Source organism: Actinomycetospora cinnamomea, assembly GCF_003096675.1.
Lineage (GTDB): Bacteria > Actinomycetota > Actinomycetes > Mycobacteriales > Pseudonocardiaceae > Actinomycetospora > Actinomycetospora cinnamomea.
On the sequence record NZ_QEKW01000002.1, the window covers coordinates 368,643 to 390,746 of the forward strand.

Annotated in this window: 20 protein-coding genes; 10 read left to right on the plus strand and 10 right to left on the minus strand. The window is 74.7% G+C overall.

Going from position 1 to position 22,104, the window contains the following annotated elements:
- Positions 1-483 (minus strand): hypothetical protein, encoded by a 483-nt coding sequence (locus C8D89_RS06470; protein WP_116707393.1) that lies wholly within the window; start codon positions 481-483, stop codon positions 1-3.
- The gene (locus C8D89_RS06475) at positions 483-1,874 is read right to left on the minus strand and encodes a molybdopterin-dependent oxidoreductase (RefSeq protein ID WP_116707237.1); all 1,392 of its coding nucleotides are present in this window, start codon (positions 1,872-1,874) and stop codon (positions 483-485) included. The genes C8D89_RS06470 and C8D89_RS06475 overlap by 1 nt, the downstream gene beginning before the upstream one ends.
- 117 nt (positions 1,875-1,991) lie before the next feature.
- Here C8D89_RS06475 and C8D89_RS06480 point away from each other — a divergent pair, with 117 nt between their 5' ends.
- Both C8D89_RS06480 and C8D89_RS06485 read left to right on the plus strand, forming a co-directional pair.
- Positions 1,992-2,210 (plus strand): dodecin, encoded by a 219-nt coding sequence (locus C8D89_RS06480; RefSeq protein ID WP_116707238.1) that lies wholly within the window; start codon positions 1,992-1,994, stop codon positions 2,208-2,210.
- Between the two features lie 127 nt (positions 2,211-2,337).
- Positions 2,338-3,645, plus strand: coding sequence for an MFS transporter (locus tag C8D89_RS06485; protein ID WP_116707239.1), 1,308 nt, complete (start codon positions 2,338-2,340; stop codon positions 3,643-3,645).
- Here the strand turns inward: C8D89_RS06485 and C8D89_RS06490 are convergent.
- Together C8D89_RS06490 and C8D89_RS06495 are read right to left on the minus strand one after the other, a co-directional pair.
- The gene (locus tag C8D89_RS06490; protein ID WP_116707240.1) at positions 3,591-5,105 is read right to left on the minus strand and encodes a glutamate-cysteine ligase family protein; all 1,515 of its coding nucleotides are present in this window, start codon (positions 5,103-5,105) and stop codon (positions 3,591-3,593) included. The genes C8D89_RS06485 and C8D89_RS06490 overlap by 55 nt on opposite strands.
- Positions 5,106-5,322: 217 nt before the next feature.
- Positions 5,323-5,868 carry a bifunctional nuclease family protein gene (locus C8D89_RS06495; protein ID WP_243417895.1) on the minus strand — a complete coding sequence of 182 codons (546 nt, stop codon included), beginning with the start codon at positions 5,866-5,868 and terminating at the stop codon, positions 5,323-5,325.
- Positions 5,869-6,043: 175 nt separating this feature from the next.
- Here C8D89_RS06495 and C8D89_RS06500 point away from each other — a divergent pair, with 175 nt between their 5' ends.
- Together C8D89_RS06500 and C8D89_RS06505 are read left to right on the plus strand one after the other, a co-directional pair.
- Positions 6,044-6,856, plus strand: coding sequence for a TrmH family RNA methyltransferase (locus C8D89_RS06500; RefSeq protein WP_116707241.1), 813 nt, complete (start codon positions 6,044-6,046; stop codon positions 6,854-6,856).
- Positions 6,853-7,536 (plus strand): DUF2537 domain-containing protein, encoded by a 684-nt coding sequence (locus tag C8D89_RS06505; RefSeq protein ID WP_116707242.1) that lies wholly within the window; start codon positions 6,853-6,855, stop codon positions 7,534-7,536. Before C8D89_RS06500 ends, C8D89_RS06505 begins: the two co-directional genes overlap by 4 nt.
- A gap of 4 nt (positions 7,537-7,540) precedes the next feature.
- On the opposite strand, the gene sepH is transcribed toward C8D89_RS06505, so the two are convergent.
- From sepH to C8D89_RS06525, 4 genes are all read right to left on the minus strand, one after another.
- On the minus strand, positions 7,541-8,590 hold the full coding sequence (sepH, locus tag C8D89_RS06510) for a septation protein SepH (protein ID WP_116707243.1): 1,050 nt from the start codon (positions 8,588-8,590) through the stop codon (positions 7,541-7,543).
- A 254-nt stretch (positions 8,591-8,844) separates the two neighbouring features.
- A complete protein-coding gene (gene serC / locus C8D89_RS06515; RefSeq protein ID WP_243417896.1) occupies positions 8,845-9,981 on the minus strand; it encodes a phosphoserine transaminase in 1,137 nt (378 codons plus the stop codon).
- 125 nt (positions 9,982-10,106) lie between these two features.
- A complete protein-coding gene (locus tag C8D89_RS06520; protein ID WP_116707245.1) occupies positions 10,107-11,042 on the minus strand; it encodes a DUF559 domain-containing protein in 936 nt (311 codons plus the stop codon).
- A 135-nt stretch (positions 11,043-11,177) separates the two neighbouring features.
- The gene (locus C8D89_RS06525) at positions 11,178-12,308 is read right to left on the minus strand and encodes a citrate synthase 2 (RefSeq protein ID WP_116707246.1); all 1,131 of its coding nucleotides are present in this window, start codon (positions 12,306-12,308) and stop codon (positions 11,178-11,180) included.
- Positions 12,309-12,620: 312 nt separating this feature from the next.
- Here C8D89_RS06525 and pdxH point away from each other — a divergent pair, with 312 nt between their 5' ends.
- Together pdxH and C8D89_RS06535 are read left to right on the plus strand one after the other, a co-directional pair.
- Positions 12,621-13,244, plus strand: coding sequence for a pyridoxamine 5'-phosphate oxidase (gene pdxH / locus C8D89_RS06530; RefSeq protein ID WP_207787110.1), 624 nt, complete (start codon positions 12,621-12,623; stop codon positions 13,242-13,244).
- Between the two features lie 17 nt (positions 13,245-13,261).
- Positions 13,262-14,602, plus strand: a complete 1,341-nt coding sequence (locus C8D89_RS06535; protein ID WP_116707248.1) for an MFS transporter — start codon at positions 13,262-13,264, stop codon at positions 14,600-14,602.
- Here C8D89_RS06535 and C8D89_RS06540 read toward each other — a convergent pair.
- Positions 14,599-16,044, minus strand: a complete 1,446-nt coding sequence (locus C8D89_RS06540; RefSeq protein WP_116707249.1) for an NAD(P)/FAD-dependent oxidoreductase — start codon at positions 16,042-16,044, stop codon at positions 14,599-14,601. The genes C8D89_RS06535 and C8D89_RS06540 overlap by 4 nt on opposite strands.
- Positions 16,045-16,129: 85 nt before the next feature.
- On the opposite strand from C8D89_RS06540, the gene C8D89_RS06545 reads away from it, so the two are divergent.
- From C8D89_RS06545 to C8D89_RS06560, 4 genes are all read left to right on the plus strand, one after another.
- Positions 16,130-17,032: an aldose 1-epimerase family protein gene (locus tag C8D89_RS06545; protein ID WP_116707250.1), complete on the plus strand. Its 903-nt coding sequence runs from the start codon at positions 16,130-16,132 to the stop codon at positions 17,030-17,032.
- Positions 17,032-17,988 carry a carbohydrate kinase family protein gene (locus C8D89_RS06550; protein WP_116707251.1) on the plus strand — a complete coding sequence of 319 codons (957 nt, stop codon included), beginning with the start codon at positions 17,032-17,034 and terminating at the stop codon, positions 17,986-17,988. The genes C8D89_RS06545 and C8D89_RS06550 overlap by 1 nt, the downstream gene beginning before the upstream one ends.
- Positions 17,989-18,192: 204 nt before the next feature.
- Complete coding sequence (locus C8D89_RS06555; RefSeq protein WP_116707252.1) at positions 18,193-19,497, plus strand: citrate synthase; 1,305 nt, start codon at positions 18,193-18,195, stop codon at positions 19,495-19,497.
- Positions 19,498-19,630: 133 nt separating this feature from the next.
- Positions 19,631-21,019: a cryptochrome/photolyase family protein gene (locus tag C8D89_RS06560; RefSeq protein WP_116707253.1), complete on the plus strand. Its 1,389-nt coding sequence runs from the start codon at positions 19,631-19,633 to the stop codon at positions 21,017-21,019.
- Positions 21,020-21,096: 77 nt separating this feature from the next.
- On the opposite strand, the gene C8D89_RS06565 is transcribed toward C8D89_RS06560, so the two are convergent.
- Positions 21,097-22,095: a glycine betaine ABC transporter substrate-binding protein gene (locus tag C8D89_RS06565; protein ID WP_116707254.1), complete on the minus strand. Its 999-nt coding sequence runs from the start codon at positions 22,093-22,095 to the stop codon at positions 21,097-21,099.
- Positions 22,096-22,104: the final 9 nt, after the last annotated feature.

A 22,104-nucleotide genomic window follows, 5' to 3' on the forward strand; every position in this document is an offset into this window, starting at 1 on the left:
TCACGCCCGTGCGCGCACGGCGGCCCGGCCCAGGCGCACCGCGTAGAGCACGGCGCTGAGCAGGAACAGCGCGGCGGTGAGCAGCAGCCAGCACTGGACGTAGTCCACCGTCGGCGGCAGGCCCGAGGCGAAGAAGGCGGTGCCCGCGGCACGGCCGGAGATCGTCGGGAACCAGATCAGACCGGCCAGCGCCGCGCCCATCACCGGCAGCCGCACGTGGTTCGTCGCGGGCACTGCGACCGCGCGCGCCGACACCCGGCGGCGCACCCGGCGCGCCAGGACCAGCGACCGGTCGGCGAGCGCGTAGAGCGGGTAGAGCACGAGGTCGTGAGCGACCACGGCGCCCGCGAACCAGATCGCGATCGTGACCGCGTTCGGGTTCGGCCACAGCGCCAGCACCGCGGCACCGGCCAGCGCGAAGCAGCCCAGGAGCGCGAGCAGGTGCAGCGGGTGCTCCCCGTAGAACCGACGGAAGGCCCGCATCACGCGCGCCGGAAGTCGATCGAGCCCACCCACTTGGTGTTGTGGACGCCGGGCAGGGCCGGGACGATCACGCGGGCGGGGAAGCCGTGGTCGAGCGAGAGGTCGGCCATGGGGCCGCCGTCGGCGTCGCCCACCCGCAGGGCCAGCAGGGAATCGGGGTCGAGCACCTGGTTGCCCTGCAGCGTCACGCGGGCGAACGGCCCGGCCCGCTCGAGCGACGCCACGAACGCGTTCGCCGGCGCGGGCACCCCGGCCGCCGCGGCGAGGTCGCGCAGTCGCACCCCGCTCCAGGTCCGCACGGTCGACCAGCCCTCCACGCAGGCGATCGGCAGCACGGCGGTGTGCTGGGGCATCGCGGCCAGCGCGGCACGGTCGAGGCGCACCTCGCCGGCGGGACCGCCGGTGAGCACCAGCGCGTATCCGTCGCCGACGCCGGGCCCGATGCCGGCGGCGAACGCGGTGCGGTTGACCTGGAACTCGTTGGGCCCGGTGCCGTAGGAGCGCCCGCGCGGGGACAGGAACGCGAGGGGCCGCAGCGGGTCGACGCTGCGCCCGATGCTCAGCACGGCGACCAGCGCGCTCCCGCCGGCCACCGTCCCGATCAGGGCACGCCGGCTCATCGTCGGCGCGCTCGGGGCCGTGGCCACCAGCCCGTGGCCGGCCTCGTCGTCGGGGGGCTCGGGCACCGTCTGCTCCGCCGAGTCGTGCAGCCAGCGCCCGGGCGCACCCGCCCGCAGCGCGCGCACCAGCACCGGCAACTTGATCAGTACGTGGGTGACGAACCCGGCGAGGAACACCCACGCACCCCAGTAGTGGGCGGTGTAGAAGTCGAAGCCGAACGAGTAGTCGTACTGGATGTTCATGATGCCGGTGACCAGCTCGAACAGGATCCCGCCGACCAGCGCGAGCAGGGAGATCCGCTCGAGGAGCTGGGCGGGGCTGCGCACCGGGGGCCAGGCGAAGAGCTTGGGCACCACCGACCACAGCTTGGCCAGGATCACCGGGACGAGCACCAGGCCCAGCCCCACGTGCAGGCCCTGGGTGAGGCGGTAGAGCCACGACGGGGACGTCGGCCACTCCAGCGGCGGCGGCCGCAGGTACCCGACGTCGGCGGGGATGGCCTGCCCGAACTGCGGTCCGTAGGCCAGCCACGACAGGAACCCGGTCACGATCACGATCGGCAGGCCGATCAGCAGCACGAGCCCGAACACCGACGTCAGCCACCGGCCGCGCAACGGGCTGCGCCAGGTCCGCGCGGAGAACGGTGGCGGGACGGGGAGCCGGGCGAGTCCGCGCCACAACGGGCGGGGGAAGCCGTAGCCGTCCTCGTCCGGTGCCTCCCGACCCTCCCCCCGACCCTGGCCCGGCGCCGGCTCGGTCGTGCTCGTCACCGCGGGGTCCTCTCGGTCGGGGCGCTCGGGCCCGACGGGCCTCACGTGGGTGTCCGTGGCCGAACGGGTATCGGTTCGAGGGAAGCACGAACCTCGACCATCGCGAAGGAGCCCTGCGTGGCGGACAACATCTACAGCAAGACCGAGATCGTCGGCAGCTCGGCCGAGAGCGTCGACGAGGCGATCCGCGGTGCGATCCGCCGGGCATGTTCGACGCTGCGCCAGGTCGAGTGGTTCGAGGTCGTCGAGATCCGCGGGCACGTGCAGGACGGCGAGGTCGGCCACTTCCAGGTGACGCTCAAGGTGGGCTTCGCCCTCGAGGACACCAAGCCCTGAGCGCGCGCGTCGATGTCAGCCGTGTGGCACCGCGGACACTCAGCGTCTGCGGTGCCACACGGCTGACACGGCCCGGCCGCAACTCGTTAGGTAAGCTCACGAGAGTGGCGGACGACGGCGGGACACCGTGAGCGAGGCCGGCGCCGACACCGCGACGGAGCCGGCGCGCCGCCGCGGCGGCACCTTCGCCGCCCTGCGCGTGCGCAACTACCGCCTCTTCGCCTCCGGTCAGGTCGTGTCGCTGGTCGGCACGTGGATGCAGCGCGTCGCCCAGGACTGGCTGGTCCTCGAGCTCTCGGGCGGGAGCCCCGTCGCGCTGGGCATCGCCGCGGCGCTGCAGTTCGGCCCGACCCTGCTGCTCTCGCTGTGGGGCGGGGCGATCGCCGACCGGTACGACAAGCGCCGCCTGCTCATGGGCCTGCAGATCGGCATGGGCGCCTGCGCGCTCGTCCTCGGCCTGCTCGACGTCACCGGTCTGGTGACGATCGCCCAGGTCTACGTGCTGTGCGTGCTCCTGGGCTGCTTCTCCGCACTCGACGGGCCGGTGCGCCAGTCGTTCGCCGGGGAGATGGTCGGCTCGGGCGCGCTGGCCAACGCCGTCGCGCTCAACTCGATGACGTTCAACACCGCGCGCATCCTCGGCCCCGCCGTCGCGGGCCTGCTCGTGGCCGCGGTCGGCACCGGCTGGGTGTTCCTCCTCAACGCCGCCACGTTCGTCGCCGTCCTGGCGGGCCTGCTGGCCATGCGCCCGGCCGAGATGTACGCCTACGCCCGCGCCCCCCGCGAGCGCGGCGCCGTGCGCGCGGGGCTGCGCGAGGTTCGCCGGCACCCCGACGTCGTGCTGCTGCTGGTGCTGGTGTTCTTCGTGTCCACGCTCGGCATCAACTTCTTCGTGACCCTCGCCATCGTCGCCCGCAACGTCTTCGGTCGCGGGGCCGAGTCCTACGGTCTGCTGACCTCGGCGCTCGGCGTGGGCTGCCTGCTGGGCGCGCTCGTCGCGGCCCGCCGCGTCGGTCGCCCGCGGCTGCGCACCGTGCTCGTGGCTGCCGTGGTGTTCGGCGTCTGCGAGGCCGCCGCGGGCCTCATGCCCAGCTACGCGCTGGTGGCCCTGCTGCTGGTGCCCACCGGGGCGGCGCAGCTGCTGTTCACCAGCGCGGCCAACGCCGCGGTGCAGCTCGGGGTGGACGAGTCGGTGCGCGGGCGGGTCATGGGCCTGTGGATGGTGGTGCTGCTCGGCGGCACCCCGGTCGGCGGACCGGCGCTGGGCTGGCTCGCCGCGGAGCTCGGCGGGCGCGCCCCGCTGGTTCTCGGCGGCGCCGCCTCGGCGCTGGTGGCACTGCTCGCGGGCCTCTGGGTGGTGCTGCGACGGCGCAGGGAGGGTCAGCCGACCGGCCAGTCGTGGACCGGCTCGTTGGCCTCCATGCCCTCCAGGTAGGCGCGCATCATCCGCCGGATCGCCGCGGGCCGGTCGGCGCCGTCCCGCTCGGCCTCGACCACCGTGCGCACCTGCCACGTCGCGCCCGTCGACCGGCGCACGCACCGCTGCTCGACGATCCCCAGGTAGCGGTCGGCGGCCGCGGAGTCGACGCCCCACGCCGCCAGGCCCTCCTGGGCCAGGGGGAGCATCTGGCGCAGCGCGAGCTCGTCGGCACGCACGGTGCCGATGCCCGGCCAGTACAGGGCGGCATCGATCCCGTGCCGCGCGCCGGCGTTGAAGTTGGCCTCCGCGGCGTCGAACGACATGAGCTGCCACGGCGGGCGGTCGGACTCCGCGAGGGCGCGGATGAGCCCGTAGAAGAACATCGCGTTGGCGACGGCGTCGACGGCCGTGGGCCCGGCCGGCAGCACGCGGTTCTCGAGGCGCAGGTGCGCCACCCCGCCGGCGACGTCGTACACCGGGCGGTTCCAGCGCCACACGGTGCCGTTGTGCAGCCGCAGCTCGTGCAGGCTGGGCGGACGGCCGGCGTCGAGCTCGGCGAACGGGTCCTCGTCCTCGGCCAGGGGCAGCAGCGCGCCGAAGTAGCGGACGTTCTCCTCGAACAGGTCGTAGGCCGAGTGGGTCCAGCGGTCGCCGAACCACACCCGGGGCCGCACGCCCTGGTTGCGCAGCTCCACGGGCCGGGTGTCGACGGCCTGGGTGAACAGCGGCACCCGGGTCTCGGCCCACAGCCGGCGGCCGAGCAGGAACGGCGAGTTCGCCGCGAGCGCCACCTGCAGCCCCGCGATCGCCTGTGCCGCGTTCCAGTACGCGGGGAAGGTCTCGGGCGTGAGCTGCAGGTGCAGCTGCAGGGACGTGCAGGCGGCCTCCGGCGCGATCGAGTCGACGTCGAGGACGAGGTGCTCGGCCGGCGCACCGCCGACGGGCCCGTGGCGCGGGGCGGGCGGCTCGGTGATGTCGAGGCGGAACGGCTCGCCGCGCGCGGTGAGCATCTGGCGGTTGAGCAGCGCGTAGCGCGGGTCCTCGGTGAGCTGGTCGGACGCGAGGTGCTCCGCGGCAAGGGTGGGCAGGATGCCGATGGTCACCGCGCGGGCGCCGACCCCCTGGGCGCACTCTCCGGCCTGGGACACGGCGTCGAGCACGTCCTGCTCGAGGTCACCGGCGGTGGCGCCGGGCAGCATCCGCGGCGGCAGGTTGATCTCGAGGTTCCATCGCCCGAGCTCGGAGGTCAGGACGTCCGAGGCGGAGCGGTCGAGCACGGCGTGGTTGAGCATCGCCGGACGCATCTCGTCGTCGACGAGCGCCAGCTCGATCTCGACGCCGGTGCTGGGCTCCTCGGCGGCGAACCGGCCCTCGGTGACCATGCGCCCGAACGCCTCGAGGCACCGGTGTATCCGGGTCCGGTAGCGGGCCTGGTCCGAGGCCGTGAAGAGAGTGGCGGTGAGGTGCTGGCCCATTGCCCGCGCGGCTCCCGTCCACGATCCGACCCGACCGCCGGGCGCCTCTCCCGGCGCGCCCGAGCCTCATCCGCACCCCGACGACCGGTCACGCTGACACAGCCCGCGGGGACACGCCAGCCGCCGGCACCGTCCGCCCACGGAAAGCGTCCGTTCAGCGTAGGACACCGTCGAGGGCGACCATTCGTCCGCCCGCAGTGACCGGTGATCTCAGTGGCTAACCGCTGCGTCCGAAGTCCTCGGGGGAGATGTTGTCGAGGAAGGCGCGGAAGCGGTCGACCTCGTCCTCGTCGGTGCCCGAGCCGCTGCTCGAGGGGGTGTCTTCGGCCTCGTCGTCCTCCACGACGACCCCGGCGTCGGCGAGCACGCCCTCGGTGGCGTGGATGGGCACGTCGGCGTGCAGGGCGATGGCGATCGAGTCGCTGGGACGGGCGGAGACACGCAGTCCGCGATCGAAGACGAGGTCGGCGTAGAAGGTGCCGCCGCGGACCTCGGTGATCTCGATCCGCTCGAGGCGGCGGCCGAGCGCGGATACCACGTCGGAGATCAGCACGTGGGTCAGCGGGCGCTCGGGCAGGCGGCCCTGCTGCTCGAGGGCGATGGCCTCGGCCTCGGCCAGGCCGATCCAGATCTGGAGGCAGCGCTTGCCCTGGGTCTCCTGCAGGAGCACCACCGGGTGCCTGCTCTCCCCGGAGCCCGACGCGCCGCCCTGCTGCGTGGCGTCGTCCACGGCCAGCACGCCGACCACCCGCATCTCGCTCACAGGTCCAGCCTCCCACGTCCCCGAGCCCTCCCGGGGGCTTCCGTCCTGTCGATCGTGCGCCGATCCCGTCCGGCCACCGGGGTGCCCGACCGGCCGCCCGCGACACCCGGACTCCGGCCCGGACCGCTCCTCGCCGCCCTCGGACCGGGTCGGCCAGGTCTGGGACGATACGCACGTGGCGCGTGTGGTGGCGGTCGACGACGCGGCGGATCCGCGCCTCGCCGACTTCCGCGACCTCGCCCGCGCCGACCGCCGGCCCGACCGCCCCGGTGGCCGCGGGCTGGTGCTCGCCGAGGGGACCGTGGTCGTGCGGCGCCTGCTCGCCTCGCCGTACCCGCCGCGGGCGCTGCTCGGCGTGGCGCGCCGGATCGAGGACCTGGCGCCCGATCTGCGCGGTGCGGACGTCCCCGCCGACCTCACCGCCTATGTCACCGACGCCGACACCATGGCGCACGTCGTCGGCTTTCACCTCAACCGGGGCGTGCTCGCCAGCGCCGACCGCGCCCCGAGCCCGGAGCCCGCGGCCCTGCTCGCCGGCGCACGCCGGGTGGCGCTGCTCGAGGGCGTGAACGACCACGAGAACCTCGGCGCCCTGTTCCGGAACGCCGCCGCCCTGGGGGTCGACGCCGTGCTCGTCGGCACCGGCTGCGCCGACCCGCTCTACCGACGCAGCGTCCGCGTCTCGATGGGGCACGTGCTGCGCGTGCCGTTCGCGGCCTGCGGCCTGGGCCCGGCGGTGACCGCCCTGCGCCACGCCGGGTTCACCCTCGCCGCGCTGACGCCGGGTGGTGACCCCTCGGCGCTGGCCGCTCTCGCGAGCCACGAGCGTCTGGCGCTGGTGCTCGGCGCCGAGGGCCCGGGCCTGTCCGACGAGGCGCTCGCCGCCGCCGACGTCCGCGTGCGCATCCCGATGGCCGACGACGTCGACTCCCTCAACGTCGCCACGGCCGCGGCCGTCGCCTTCCACGCCACCGGCGTGCCGCGGTGAGGGTCGTCGAGCTGCGGGCCGTGCGCGGCCACGCGATGGTCGCGGGGGTACCGCTGTCCGACCGGACCGACGGGCGGACCTGGGGGCTGCCCACGGACCTCGTCGACGCGCTGCAGGAGTGGGCGCGGGTGGCCGCGTCGGTGGGCCCGTTCGCCGCCGTGCCGGGCGCCCGGCCCGCGCCGCCCGACGCCGCCGCCGAGGCGGTCAGCCGCCGGGGCCGCCAGCTCGCCGCGCGGCTGTCGGTCGAGCTCGCCGTGCCCGTCGACTACTGCGACCCCGTCACGGGCCACCGCGTCGCCCTGCGCGCCGTGACGCGCACGCCCCACCCGCCGCCGGTGCCGCCGCTGCCCGTCCGCTTCGTGGACCACGGCCCGCCGCACCCCGGCGACACCGGCACCCCCTCACCCGTGGCGGCCGCCGCCGAGCCCACGCCGTGGGGTACCGGCCTGGTGCTCGCGGTGCTGGTCGCGGGCCTGGTCCTGCTCGCCAACCTCGCCCTCGCCGCGCCCCTGATCACGGGGCTCGGCCCGCTCGGGCTGCTCGTCGACGCCGCGGTGGTCGCCGGCCTCGTGCCCGCGCTGTGGCTCAACCGCCACGTCCCCACATGGCGCTGGGCGGTCTACGGCACCTTCGCCGGCACGGGTGTCGCGTTCCTGTTCCTCGCCGTGGCGGCCTTCTAGCCGATCACGAGCGCGGCGAGCGCGTGCCCAGCAGGACGTCCTCCCACGACGGGACGATCGGGTGCGACCGCCGGCCCCTCCGGCCCGCCTCGGGGGTCTCCGCGGCGGCCTCGTCGGCGTCGCGGCGCCCGGTGCGGGGCACGGGCACCTGCTCGCCGCCCGTGGCGGACGTGGGAGCCGAGCTCGGGGCGGAGGTGGACGTGGGCGCCGTCGGCTCGCCGGCGCCGCGCGGGGGTCGGGCGCCGCGACGTCCGGGTGCCCCGCCGCGGCGGGACGCGCCGCCGGTGGGTGCCGAACCGCTCGCGGGTCCCGCGGGGCGGCGGGCGGGGGCGGTGTCGCCCGCGACGGCCAGGGCCGGCGTCTCGTCCACCGCGTCGTGGGCCTCGTCGGCCTCGTGGGTCTCGGGGTGGGCCTCCGGCTCCGGCGTCCCGGCGGGGGAGCCGTCGGCGCGACGCGGGCCGCCGACCGGGTCGTGGCCGAGCAGCTCGCGGGCCGGGTCGTCGCGCGGTTCGACGGTGCCGCCGGCGCTGCCCGGGCGATAGGTCCAGCGGGCGGTGTTGTCCGAGCGCCCCGCCTGCCAGGCGAGCGTGACCACCCACTGGGCGTCCTCGCCCTTGCGCGCGTCCCAGCGGGCCTCGTCGTGGTCCTGGCCGCGGGCGGTGAACGTCGCGGCGACGATCTCGCCGAGCGTGCGCCCGTCGGTGCGCGCAGGGTCGGTCTCCAGCACCGGGTGCGCACGCCGGGCGATCTCGGCGACCCGGGCGCGCTCGAGCAGCACCGGGTAGGCGAACCGTTCGACGTGGGCGATGCTCACCCCGCCGGCCGCGGCCACCTCGTCGACGGACTCGCCGGCGCGCACCCGCGCCTGGATGTCACGAGGACGCATCGGGCTCGTCACCTCGATCTCCATCTGGCCGAGGCGGCGCACGTCGCCCCGGGCCGCGGCCCGCAGCCGCTCGTCGCCGGCCACGGCGAACCGCTCGTGCCGGATCGGGTCCTCGAGGATCACCGTCTCGTGGTCGTCTGCCAGGCCGACGACGCGCAGTTGACGCATCCAGGCCTCCCCGTCGGCTCGCGGCCCGGCCCCGGACATCGGCGGCCGCCCTGGGTGGGCGGTGGTGGGGGCGCGGTGCTCGCCCACCGACGCTAGGCGACCGCCCGCCCCGGACGAGGGAGGCGCGCCGCCGGAGTGTTCCACCGACTCCGTGGCCACGGACACGGGCGGACACGGGCGGACACGCGGTGGCGCCGCGGACCACCCGGACGAGCGGGCGCGGGGCACGCTCGCCCGCCCGGGGTGCGCGACGATCAGGTCAGGCGCTCGACGACCCAGTCGATGCAGCGGGTCAGGGCGGTCACGTCGTCGGGCTCGACGGCCGGGAACATGCCGACGCGCAGCTGGTTGCGGCCGAGCTTGCGGTAGGGCTCGGTGTCGACCACGCCGTTGGTGCGCAGCGTCGCGGCGATCGCGGCGGCGTCGACGTCGTCGGAGAAGTCGACCGTGCCGACGACCCAGGAGCGGTGGTCCGGCTCGGTGACGAACGGTGTCGCGTACGGCGACTGCTCGGCCCACGAGTACAGCCGGTCCGAGGAGTCCTTCGTGCGGGCGGTGGCCCAGTCGAGCCCACCGCCGGCGTTGATCCACTCGATCTGGTCGGCGAGCAGCAGCAGCGTGGCCACCGCCGGGGTGTTGTAGGTCTGGTCCTTGCGTGAGTTGTCCAGGGCGGTGGAGAGGCTGAGGAACTCGGGGATCCAGCGCCCGCCCGGCCGGTCGGCGTCGATCTGCTCGACGCGCTCGAGTGCCGCCGGCGACATGATCGCGACCCAGAGCCCGCCGTCGGAGGCGAAGGCCTTCTGCGGGGCGAAGTAGTAGACGTCGGACTCGCTGATCTGCACCGGCAGGCCGCCGGCGCCCGAGGTGGCGTCGATCGCGACGAGCGCGTCGCCCGACCCGCTCGGCCGGGCCACCGGCACCGCGACGCCGGTCGAGGTCTCGTTGTGGGCCCAGCCGATGAGGTCGGCGCTCGGGTCGGAGGTCGGCTCCGGGGCGCTGCCCGGGTCGGCGGACACGACGATCGGGTCGGCGAGGAACGGGGCGCCCTTGGTCACCGAGGCGAACTTCGAGGAGAACTCGCCGTAGGTCAGGTGCAGGCTGCGCTCGCGCACCAGGCCGGCCGCGGCGGCGTCCCAGAACGCCGTCGTGCCGCCGACGCCCAGCACCACCTCGTAGCCCTCGGGGATCGAGAACAGCTCGCGCAGCCCGGACCGCACCCGGCCGACGATCGACTTCACCGGCTTCTGGCGGTGCGAGGTCCCCATCACGCCCGCGGACTCGGCGAGACGGGCGAGCTGCTCGGGGCGCACCTTCGAGGGGCCGCATCCGAACCGCCCGTCGCTGGGCAGGAGCTCGGCGGGAATCTGCAGCGTGTCGGTCGACGTGGTCACGGCCGCCATCCTCGCAGCGCGCCCCCCGCGACGCTGTCGCCTGGGCCACTGCACGGTCGCCGTCGGGTGCGCGGCCGCGTCCCCCGACGCGAGAGAGATCCTTTCTCCTGGAGCGAACGCTCCGCTCAGCGGAACGGTCGCTCCCAAGGTCCGGACCTCGTCCGTAGCGTCGCCCGGAGGCGGCCGAGGAACGCGTCCGGGTCCTCGCGGAGCTCGTACCAGTGCGTGCGCAGGACGACCCAGCCGGCCGCGGCCAGCGCCGACTGGCGTGGGCCGTCGACGAGGAACGCACGCAGGTCGCGGTGGTAGGCCCAGCCGTCCACCTCGACGACCACCTTCGCCTCGTCGAACACGACGTCGGCGACTGCGCGCCCGAAGCCGGGCAGGACGATCTCGGTGTTCGCGGTCCATCCGGCGAACCCGGCGGTTCGCAGCCCGCCGTGCAGGGCGCGCTCGGCCCAGGACCGCGCGCCGCCGTCGGCGAGGGCGATCAGTTCGGCGCCCACCGGCGCGCCGCGACGCCCGGCGGTGCGCGTGTGCACCTCCCGCAGGCCCGCGATGCTCACCGAGCCCTTCTGCAGCGCCCGGTCGGCCACCCGGGCGCCGTCCTCGAGGCCCAGGCGGGCCGCGGCGTCGAGCACCGTCAGCGTGCGCGCCGAGGCGGCGAGCCCGCCGACACGGACGCGGTCCTCCGGGGCGATCACCCGGCGCGTGACGTCGACGCCGGCGCGGGGACGCGGGCGGCTGGTGGGTGGGACCGCGAGCTGGGGTCGCGCCGGGGCGGTGTCCCACAGGCCCCGCCACCACGCCGCCGTCACACCGTCCAGCGTCGCGTCCGGGCCCAGCGAGAGGAAGGCGGCGAACGCCCGCGATCGCGGCGTCTCGTCGTGCTCCCCGACCAGGTAGACCCGGGGGCCCGCCGGGAACCAGGCCTTCGCCGCGACCTTGCGGGCCACGGCCTGACGGCTGTAGCCGGCGGCCCGGGCCTGGTCGAGGCTCACCACCCCGTGCTGACGACGGACCTGCTGACGGAATCGGATGCGCTGCGCGTCGGTGCTCATACCGGCTTCGACGTAGGCCCGCCGCCCCGGGATCCACGCCGTCCAGCACCGAGATCTCGGTCTCCGGAGCGATCGCTCCGCTCAGCGGAACGATCGCGCCACCCAACCGGATCTCGGTGGTGCCGAGGCCCGCGCTCAGGCCGCCCCGACGCCGTCGAGCGGTCGCGGACCGGGCCCGATGTACTGCGCCGACGGACGCACGAGCCGTCCCGTGCGGCGCTGCTCGAGCACGTGCGCGCACCAGCCGGCCGTGCGCGCGCAGGTGAACATCGCCGGCATCATCGCCGCCGGGACGCCCGCGAGATCGAGCACCACCGCCGCCCAGAACTCGACGTTCGTCTCGATCGCGCGGTCCGGGCGCCGGTCGCGCAGCGCGGCCAGGGCGGCGGCCTCGAGCGCCGCGGCGGCCTCGTAGTGGGGCGCGCCGAGCTCGCGGGCGGTACGGCGCAGCACCCGGGCCCGCGGGTCCTCGGCCCGGTAGACGCGGTGCCCGAAGCCCATGAGCCGTTCGGACCGGTCGAGGATCCCGCGCACGACGGCCTCGGCGTCCCCCGTGCGCTCGACCTCGTGGATCATCGGCAACACGCGGGCCGGGGCGCCGCCGTGCAACGGGCCCGACATGGCGCCCACCGCCGCCGACAGCGACGCCGCGGCGTCCGCGCCGGTCGACGCGACGACCCGGGCGGTGAACGTCGAGGCGTTGAGCCCGTGCTCGGCGGCCGAGACCCAGTAGGCGTCGAGCGCCCGCACGTGGACGGGGTCGGCCTCGCCGCGCCAGCGGTGCAGGAAGCGCTCGACGGGGTCGGCGACGCGGTCCAGCTCCGACTCGGGCACCGGCGGCAGGCCGTCCCCCCGCGCCGACCGGGCGGCGAGGGCGAGCGCGGCGGCGGCGCTGCGGGCGAGGTCGTCGCGGGCACGCTCCGGGGTGGCGTCGAGCAGCGGCGGCAGCGACCAGCGCGCCCCGAGCAGCGCCAGCCCCGCTTGCACGTCGACACGGACGTCGCCGCTGAACGGCGGCTCGACGCCCGGCTCCTCGTGGACCAGCGGCCGGTCGGGATCCCCGTCGACGAGCAGGCCGAACACCTGCCCGAAACCGACCTCGCCGACCAGGTCCTCGATGTCGACCCCGCGGTAGCGCAGGGCGCCGCCGTCGCGATCGGGCTCGGCGATCTCGGTGCGGAAGGCGACGACGCCCTCGAGGCCGGGGGAGTAGCCCGGGGGCGGCGGCGGGACCGCGGACGCCGGGACGGGGGCGGCAGGGGTCACGGGGGGTCCTCCTCGCTGCGTCGGCGGGGCGACGCGGGGACCGGGTGCGGGCCCCGCTGCCCGGCTCGGGCCCGCCGGTTCCGCCGGGGTGGTGGCGGTGCTCGGGGCCCGGCTGCACGTTGCTCCGTGACGCGCCCGGCGGGCAACGTCGGGGCCCGGAGCAGGGGTGTGGGCCTCCTCACCCTGCCCCGGTGGTGACGCGGGGCCTGTCGCGCGGGGAGCCGGATGCCTACGGTGCCGCGAGCGGACACCGGACGCGGACGACGAGGAGGCCGGGTGACGGACACGAGCACGGGCGCGGAGCTCCCGGGGATGCGGGAGGACTACCGGACGTCGTCGCTCGACGTCGCCGACCTCGCCCCCACCTGGCACGAGCAGCTGCTGGCCTGGATCGCGGCGGCCCGCGAGGCCGGCCTGCCGGACGCCAACGCCATGGTCCTCGGCACCGGCGACGACGAGGGCCGGCTGACCACGCGGACGGTGCTGGCCAAGGACGTCGACCCGCGCGGGGTCACGTTCTTCACCAACTACACCTCGGAGAAGAGCCACCAGTTGCGCCAGACGCGCCGCGCCTCGGCCACCTTCCCGTGGCTCGCGCTGCAGCGGCAGGCGACGGTGATCGGCACCGTCGAGCTGCTGCCCCGCGAGGACACGATGGCCTACTGGCGCACCCGGCCCCGCGGGTCGCAGCTCGGCGCCTGGGCGTCGCCGCAGTCCGCGGTGGTGCGCGACCGCGCCGCCCTCGACGACCTGCTCGCCACCGTCACCGAGCGGTTCGCCGACGACGAGGAGATCCCGGCCCCACCGCACTGGGGTGGCTGGCGCATCGTCCCCACCCACGTCGAGTTCTGGCAGGGCCGTCCCGACCGCCTCCACGACCGCCTGCGCTTCCGGCGCACCGACGCGGACTGGGTGGTGGAGCGCCTGGCGCCCTGAGGGCGCAGGATGCGTCGGTGGCAGGAGGGACGCGCAGCGGAGCGGAGTCGGACCCGTCGAAGGGGCGACGACCAGCGCGGGGGTTCCTCGCCGACACCACGCCGCTGCGCACACCCGCGTTCCGCCGGCTCTGGATCGCCGCGATCGTCACCGTCGTCGGCGCGCAGCTCACCGTCGTCGCGGTGCCGACGCAGCTCTACCAGCTCACCGGGTCGTCGGCGTGGGTCGGGCTGACCGGGCTCTTCGGCCTCGTCCCGCTGATCGTCTTCGGGCTGTGGGGCGGCGCGATCGCCGACGCGGTGGACCGCCGCGGCCTGCTGGTGGTCACGGGCACCGGGATCGCGGTGACCTCGCTGCTGCTCGGGCTGGTGTCGGTCACCGGCGTCGGCGGGCCGTGGACGATCCTGACGCTCTACGCGGTCCAGAGCGCGTTCCTCGCGGTCAACCAGCCGACGCGCGCCGCGGTGCTGCCGCGCATCCTCCCGCGCCACGAGCTCCCCGCGGCGAACACGCTGCTGTTCACCGTGAACCAGCTCGGGTCGATCGCCGGGCCGCTGCTGGCCGGGATCGCGCTGACGTTCACCTCGGTCGGGACGCTCTACTTCGTCGACGCGGCGTGCCTCACGGCCTCGATCTGGGCGGTGTACATGCTGCCCCGCCTGCCGGTCGCCGAGGGCGAGCCGGGCGGGCTGCGCGGCGCGGTGCGCGCGGTGCGGCGCAGCGCCGGCTTCCGCGACGTCCTCGCCGGCTTCCGCTACATCGCGATGAGCCAGGTCCTGCTGGTCTCGTTCCTCGTCGACATCATCGCGATGGCCGTCGGGATGCCCCGCGCCGTGTTCCCCGAGGCCGCCGAGCGGGTGTTCGGGGATCCACCGGGCGGCGGCCCGGCGCTCGGCGCCCTCTACGCGTCGATCGCGATCGGCGCGACGCTCGGCGGGCTGTTCTCCGGGCGCCTGCACGGCATCCGGCGTCAGGGCGTCGCCGTGACGGTCGCGATCTGCATCTGGGGCGCCGGCGTCGCGCTGTCCGGGCTGACCTCGATGCTGTGGCTCGCGGTCGGCCTGCTCGCGCTCGCGGGTGCCGCCGACCTCGTCAGCGCGGTGTTCCGGCAGACGATGCTGCAGGTCGTCGCCACCGACGAGATGCGCGGGCGCATGCAGGGCACCTTCACCGTCGTCGTCGCGGGCGGCCCGCGCCTGGGCGACCTGTGGCACGGCCCGGCCGCCGCGGCGCTGGGCACGGGCGCGGCGACGACGATCGGCGGCGTGGGCGTCATCGTGCTCACCGTGCTCGTGGTGATGATCTTCCCGGTGTTCTGGCGCTACCGGGCACCCGTCGGGGAAGAGGCCGACCGCTAGTTGGCCTGCTCCTGGCGCTGCTCCTGCGGCTGCTCGCCGTGCTGCTCGTTGCGCCGCGACCCGGGGGCGGCGGCGTGGGGGAAGCCGAGCCCGTGCTGGGGCACCTCCGGGGAGGCCGAGTCCAGCGGCACGGCCGGCGAGCGCACGAGCCCGAGCTGGGCGGTCTGGCGCTTCAGCAGCACGTCGAGGGTCCAGTCGACCGCCGTGCGGATGCGGTTCCCGGGCATCGAGATCAGGTGGTAGCCGCGGGCGACGACGTGGGCGGGCTTGCCGGTCAGCTTAACGCCGAGCGGGTTGGCCGCGGCCTCGAAGCCCCCGAGGTCGACCACGAAGCCGAGGTCACGGTGCTTGTAGCGCTTCTCGCGCCCGTGGCCCAGGGACGCCGCGACGTTGCGGCCGGCGAGCTTGCCCTGGCGCTCGGCGTGCTGCGCGGTCATCGCGGTGTACTCGCCGGGCCGGGAGAGGTCGGGGACGGCGGCGGCGTCGCCGCAGGCGAACACCTCCGGGTAGCCGGGCACGCGCAGGTGGGAGTCGACCACGAGGCGGCCCTGGTCGACCTCCACCCCGAGCTCGTCGATCAGCGGGTCGGGGCGCACGCCGACGCACCAGAGGAGCGTGCGGGTGGGGATGTGGTCGCCCGAGGCCAGACGGGCCCCGTCGCCCGTCGCCTCGTCCACCTGCTCGTGGGTGCGGACGTCCACGCCGCGCTCGCGCAGCACCCGGTCGGCGGTGTGGGCGAGGTGGGGGTCCAGCCCGGCGAGCACCTCGCCACGGCTGACCAGCACCCACCGGGGCTCCTCCGGCAGACCTCGGCTCGCCGCGAGCTCCTTCATGAACAGCTGCCCCTGGGCGGCGACCTCGGTCCCGGTGTAGCCGGCGCCGACGACGACGCAGGTCAGCCGGGCGGCGCGCTCCTCCGGGTCGTCGCTCATGGCGGCGAGCTCGATCTGCCGGATGAGGTGGTCGCGCAGGTAGAGCGCCTCGGGCACGCCCCGGAAGCCCTGGGCGTACTGGGTGACCCCGGGCACCGGCAGCACCTTGTGCACACTGCCCGCGGCGATCACCAGGCGGTCGTACGTCGTCTCGTGGTGGACGCCCTCGGGGTCGAGCCACCCGATGCGCTTCTCGTCGAGGTCGAGCTCGTCGACCTCGCCCGGGGCATGGCGCACGCACGCCGGCAGCGCCGCCGCGAGCGCCACCGAGATGCGACGGGGTTCCAGGATCCCGGCGGCGACCTCGGGCAGCAGCGGCAGGTAGAGGAAGTAGTTGGTGGGGCTGACCACCACGATGTCCACCGCGTCGCCCATGCGGCGCGACAGGGACTGGGCCGCCTTGAACCCCGCGAAGCCGCTCCCGACGATGACCACCTTCGGCGGGCGGCCGGGCGCGGACCGGTCGCGCTCCGCCGCGCTGCGTGTCCCGGCCGCCGTGTCGTCCGTCATGCCCGTCACCCTTGCCGCACAGAGGGTCCGGTCAAACCGGCCACGCGTGACCGCAAGCCGATCGTCACAGCGTTAACGTGATCGCGTGCCCCCCACCGGCGAGCAGATCGACCTCGTCGCCACGGACAGCCGCGCCGTCGTGACGGAGGTGGGCGCCGGGCTGCGGACGCTCACGATCGCCGGCCATGACCGCGTCGAGGGCTTCGAGGAAGAGGAGACGCCGCCGATGGGTGCGGGCGGGGTGCTCGTGCCGTGGCCCAATCGTGTCGCCGGCGCCCGGTACCGCTGGCGCGGCGCGGACCACGCCCTCGAGGTCACCGAGCCCGCACGCGGCCACGCCATCCACGGGTTCCTGCGCCACCGGCCGTGGTCGGTCACGGCCCGGGCCGACGACGCGGTCACCCTCATCGCCGACGTCGACCCGTCCTGGGGCTGGCCCGGTCCGCTGCACGTCGCGACGACCTACGCGCTCGACCCCGGCGGCCTGACCGTCACCCACGCGCTGACCAACACCGGCGAGGTCGACGTGCCCGCCGGGCTGGGCACGCATCCCTACCTGCGGGCCGGCGACGCGGCCCCGGCCGGGTGCACGCTGATCCTCTTTGCCGACCGCGTCGTCGACGTCGACGACGCCCTGGTCCCGACGGGCGTCCGTCCCGTGGCGCCGGGGGAGGACCTGCGCGCGGGTCGCCGCGTCGGTGACCTGGCCCTCGACACCTGTTTCGGCGCCGCGCCCGGCCCGGACGGCGTGCTCGGCGTGCTCACGGCCCCCGACGGCCGCGCCACCGCGCTGTGGGCCGACCCCGCCGTGCGCTGGGTGCAGGTGTTCACCCCCGATGACCTCGCCGGTCGCGGCCCGGCGGTGGCCGTCGAGCCGATGACGTGCCCGCCCGACGCGCTGAACTCGGGCACCGACCTGCACGTCCTCGCGCCCGGGGAGACGTGGACCGTGCGCTGGGGGATCCGCTCCCGGGACGGGGCCGTCTGATGGGCGGGCGGGTGGTCGTCGGCGGCGAGGCGCTCGTCGACCTGGTGCCGGTGGACGGCGCGCACCACGGCGACCCGGCCCTGAGGCCGCTGGCCCCGCGCCTGGGCGGCGGGCCGTTCAACACCGCGGTGGGCCTGGGGCGCCTCGGGGTCCCGACGTCCATGCTCACCCGGCTGTCGACCGACCCCTTCGGCGACGCCCTCGTCGCGCGACTGGAGGCCAACGGTGTCGACACCTCGCTGCTGCAGCGGGGTCCCGAGCCCACGACGCTGGCCGTGGTCACCCTCGACGCCGCGGGCGCGGCCCGCTACGCATTCCACGTCGCGGGCAGCGCCGACCGTCTCGTCGCCGACCCCGGCGCGCTCCCCGGCGACACGGTGGCGCTGGCCGTGGGGACGCTCTCGCTGGTGCTGGAGCCGGGGGCGAGCCGCTACGCCGCGCTGGCCGAGCGCGAGGCGGCCCGCGGCCGCCTGGTGAGCCTCGACCCCAACCTCCGGCCCGGGCTCACCGACGACACCGCGACGGTGATCGCCCGGCTGGACGCGATCGCGGCGGTGGCCGGGCTGGTGAAGCTCTCCGACGAGGACGCCGAGCGGTGGGGACGCACACCGTCGGACCTCCTCGACGCCGGGGCGGGCGCGGTGGTGCTCACGCGCGGCTCCTCCGGGCTCGCCGCGCACACCCGCGGGGGCGGGGTGGTGGAGGTGCCGGCCGACTCCGTGGGCCCGCTCGTGGACACGATCGGCGCGGGCGACAGCGTGCACGCCGCGCTGCTGGCCTGGCTGGCGGGTCGCGACGCGCTCGCCCGCGACGCCGTGGCCGGCCTCGACGCCGACGCCTGGACCGAGGGGCTCGGCGTCGCCGCGCGCGCCGCGGCCTGGACGGTCTCGCGGGCCGGGGCCGAGCCTCCCTGGCGACACGAGCTCGACGGCGCGTCACGCCCCCGTCAACAGTGACGCGGGCCACGCCTCGTGGCCTCACGCTTCGTGATGCGTCGCGGACCGTCCGGGCGCTACGGTTCGCGCTCGTACGACCCCGACTGCTGCGGGAGCGCGTCGCGGGGAAACCCCGGCGGCCGGGCGGCTCCGGCACCATGTTTCACCTGCGCCGGCGCCGCCGACCCTCCCGCTCGCGACGAGCGTGAGAGGGACTGACTGCCGATGGCCAGCGAGGATTCCGAGAAGCGCACCGCCACGCTGTCGTACCCGGGCGGCGAGCACACCATGGAGATCGTCGAGGCGACCGAGGGCGCCTCGGGCGTGGCGCTGGGGAAGATGCTCGGCGAGACCGGTCTCGTCACCCTCGACCCGGGCTTCGTCAACACCGGTGCATGTCGCTCGGACATCACCTACATCGACGGCGACGCGGGCATTCTCCGCTACCGCGGTTACCCCATCGAGGAGCTGGCGAAGAACTCGACGTTCGTCGAGACCAGCTACCTGCTGATGTACGGCGAGCTGCCGAACGCCGAGCAGCTCGGGAACTTCACCGAGCAGATCCAGCGGCACACGATGCTGCACGAGGACCTCAAGAAGTTCTTCGACGGCTTCCCCAAGGACGCGCACCCGATGCCGGTGCTGTCGTCGGCGGTGTCGGCGCTGTCGACCTTCTACCAGTCGTCCCTCGACCCGTTCGACGAGCCGAACGTGGACCTCTCGAGCGTGCGGCTGCTGGCCAAGGTCCCGACGATTGCGGCCTACGCCTACAAGAACTCGATCGGCCAGCCGTTCCTCTACCCGGACAACAACCTGGGCCTGGTCGAGAACTTCCTGCGCCTGACCTTCGGCCTCCCCGCCGAGCAGTACGAGGTCGACCCCGACATCGCCAAGGCGCTGGACATGCTGCTCATCCTGCACGCCGACCACGAGCAGAACTGCTCGACGTCCACGGTGCGCATGGTGGGCTCGGCCCAGGCCAACCTGTTCGCGTCGATCTCGGCGGGCATCAACGCCCTGTTCGGACCGCTGCACGGCGGGGCCAACGCCGCGGTGCTCTCGATGCTCGAGGGCATCCGCGACAACGAGGGCAACGCCGACGAGTTCGTCCGCAAGGTCAAGAACAAGGAGCCGGGCGTCCGGCTCATGGGCTTCGGGCACCGGGTCTACAAGAACTACGACCCCCGCGCCGCGATCGTCCGCGACACCGCCCGCGGCATCATCGACAAGCTCGGCGGCGGCGACGAGATGCTGGACATCGCGATGCGGCTCGAGGAGTTCGCGCTCGAGGACGACTACTTCGTCGAGCGCAAGCTCTACCCGAACGTCGACTTCTACACCGGCCTGATCTACCAGGCGATGGGCTTCCCGACCGAGATGTTCACGGTGCTCTTCGCCATCGGCCGCCTGCCGGGCTGGATCGCCCACTGGCGCGAGATGATCGACGACCCGGACACCCGCATCGGCCGCCCGCGCCAGGTCTACACCGGCCCGACGCAGCGCGAGTACGTCAGCCTCGACCAGCGCTGACCCCCTCGCAGCGAACGCGCTGTTCGCTGCCTCTATGCGTCCGAAGTCCCCGTTCGCTCGCCCGGTCCGGTGCGCTCACCGCGCCGGGCGGGCGGACGGGAGTGAGCCGGAGGTCCCGGGGTAGCCGGGTCTCATGAGCGACTCCCGCGACGACACCGCGATCGTCTGGTTCCGCCGCGACCTGCGGGTGCACGACCAGCCGATCTTCACCGCCGCCGCGGCGCGGGCGCGGCGTTCGCTGGCGGTGTTCGTGCTCGACGAGCGGCTCCTCGGGCCGGCGGGGAAGGCCCGGCGGACGTTCCTCTTTCGCAGCCTGCGCGACCTCGACGAGTCCCTCGGCGGGCGGCTGCTCGTCGTGCGCGGCGACCCCGTCGAGGCGATCCCGAAGCTCGCGGGCGCGGTGCGGGCGGGCAGCGTGCACGTCGCCGCCGACTTCGGCCCCTACGGCCGGGAGCGCGACGAGGCCGTCGAGAAGGCCCTGGGCGAGCGGGACGTCGACCTCGTGCGCACCGGTTCGCCCTACGCGGTCGACCCCGGGAAGATCACGAAGTCGGACGGCGAGCCGTACAAGGTCTACACGCCGTTCAGCCGCGAGTGGGCCCAGCGCGACAAGGGCGCCCCCGCCGACACCGACGCCTCGACCGTGGAGTGGATGCAGCCCTCGGAGAAGAACGGCGGGCCGCGGGCGGTGCGGATCCCCGCCGACGAGCCGCCCGAGGCCGAGCTGCCCGAGGCGGGCGAGCGCGCCGCCCACGAGCACTGGGAGGCGTTCGTCGACGAGCACCTGGCCGACTACGACGACCTGCGCGACCGTCCCGACAAGCCGGCGACCTCGCGGATGTCGGTGTACCTCAAGTACGGCGTCATCCACCCGCGCCAGCTGCTCGCCGGCGTCGGCGGCAGCGGCAAGGGCGTCAAGGGACCGGAGTCGTTCCGCAACGAGCTCTGCTTCCGCGACTTCTACGCCGCGGTGCTCTGGTTCTACCCCCGCTCGGCACGCGAGAACTTCGACCCGAAGTTCGACCGCATGCCCTACGACTCCGGCCCGGGGGCCGAGGAGCGGTTCCGCGCGTGGCAGGAGGGTCGCACCGGCTTCCCGGCCATCGACGCCGCCATGCGCCAGCTGCGCGGGCAGGCGTGGATGCACAACCGCATGCGCATGGCGGTGGCGTCGTTCCTGGTCAAGGACCTGCACCTGCCGTGGTGGCGGGGCGCGCGCCACTTCCTCCAGCTCCTCGTCGACGGGGATCTCCCGTCGAACCAGCACGGCTGGCAGTGGGCCGCGGGCACCGGCACCGACGCCGCGCCGTACTTCCGCGTGTTCAACCCGGTGACCCAGGGGGAGCGCTTCGACCCGCAGGGCGAGTACGTGCGCCGCTGGGTGCCCGAGCTCGCGGGGATCGAGGGCAAGAAGGTCCACCAGCCCTGGAAGCTCGCCGAACCCCCGGGCGACTACCCGGCGCCGATCGTCGACCACAAGGCCGAGCGCCAGGAGGCGCTCGATCGCTTCAACCGCCTGTAACGCCGAGCGGGCCGCGAGGGCCCGGGATCCGCGGGGGTCCGGGCCCGCACGGCCCACTCGACGTCACGACGTGCGCGTCACTGACTGCCGATGAGGCCCTGCTGCTGGAGGAACTCCCTCGCGACCTCGGCCGCGTCGCGGCCCTGCGACGAGATCTGCCCGTTGAGGTCGAGCATGACCTCGTTCGTCAGGCGCGGGGCGATCTGGTTGAACACCTCCACGACCTGCGGGTTCCGGTCGACGACCTCCTTGCGGATGGTGTTCGACGCGTTGTACTTCGGGAAGAAGTTCCGGTCGTCCTCGAGCGTCACGAGGTTCAGCGCCGGGATGCGGCCGTCGGTGGTGAACACCTCGCCGAAGTTGCACGGATTCCCGTTCGCCACGGCCTGGTAGATCGCGCCGGTGTCGAGCACGGTCAACGCGGGCGGCGAGTCGTAGGGACGGGTGACGCCGTAGGCCTTCAGAAGGTTGGGCAGGCCGTCGTTGCGGCTGGCGAACTCGGCCTCGACGCAGGTGGTGGCGGCCGGGTTGCCGCTGTTGATGAAGTTCGCCCAGTCCGTGGTCGTGCGCAGGCTGTTCTGCTGTGCGAAGTCGCGCCTCGTGGCGATCGCGTAGGTGTTGTTGAAGGGCGTGGGCTGCGTCCAGACGATCTGGTTCTGCTGCAGGTCCTGGTCGCGCGTGGCGATGTACTGCTGCTGCTCGTCGGGGATCGGGTTGGTGTTGCCGAGGTTCGCGATCCACCCGGTGCCGGTGTACGACCACCCCATGTCGATCTCGCCCGAGAGCAGGGCCTGGCGGGCGGCGGCGGAGCCGGTGATGTTGCACCGGTCGTTGACGGTCGCGCCCACCGATTGCAGCGAGGCGACGCTCATCTTGCAGAGCAGCAGCTGCTCGTCGAACTCCTGGCCGCCGACCGTGTAGGTCTGGCCCTGGAGGTTGATGCCGCTGGCGGCGAGGCTGCCGCCCGAGGCCTCGGGCTGGCCCGAGCCGGAGAGGCCGCCACAGGCGGCGAGCAGGAACGCGAGGGCGGCCAGGGCCACTGCTGCGGCCGCGCGGGAGGACCGTCGGAGGAGCATCGCGTGATC

Bases quoted from the DNA above. Each gene is read 5' to 3' on its own strand.
- C8D89_RS06470 (WP_116707393.1), bottom strand. From the start codon at position 483: ATGCGGGCCTTCCGTCGGTTCTACGGGGAGCACCCGCTGCACCTGCTC.
- C8D89_RS06490 (WP_116707240.1), bottom strand. From the start codon at position 5,105: ATGGGCCAGCACCTCACCGCCACTCTCTTCACGGCCTCGGACCAGGCC.
- sepH (WP_116707243.1), bottom strand. From the start codon at position 8,590: ATGCGTCAACTGCGCGTCGTCGGCCTGGCAGACGACCACGAGACGGTG.
- C8D89_RS06520 (WP_116707245.1), bottom strand. From the start codon at position 11,042: ATGAGCACCGACGCGCAGCGCATCCGATTCCGTCAGCAGGTCCGTCGT.
- pdxH (WP_207787110.1), top strand. From the start codon at position 12,621: ATGCGGGAGGACTACCGGACGTCGTCGCTCGACGTCGCCGACCTCGCC.
- C8D89_RS06540 (WP_116707249.1), bottom strand. From the start codon at position 16,044: ATGACGGACGACACGGCGGCCGGGACACGCAGCGCGGCGGAGCGCGAC.
- C8D89_RS06550 (WP_116707251.1), top strand. From the start codon at position 17,032: ATGGGCGGGCGGGTGGTCGTCGGCGGCGAGGCGCTCGTCGACCTGGTG.
- C8D89_RS06555 (WP_116707252.1), top strand. From the start codon at position 18,193: ATGGCCAGCGAGGATTCCGAGAAGCGCACCGCCACGCTGTCGTACCCG.
- C8D89_RS06560 (WP_116707253.1), top strand. From the start codon at position 19,631: ATGAGCGACTCCCGCGACGACACCGCGATCGTCTGGTTCCGCCGCGAC.
- C8D89_RS06565 (WP_116707254.1), bottom strand. From the start codon at position 22,095: ATGCTCCTCCGACGGTCCTCCCGCGCGGCCGCAGCAGTGGCCCTGGCC.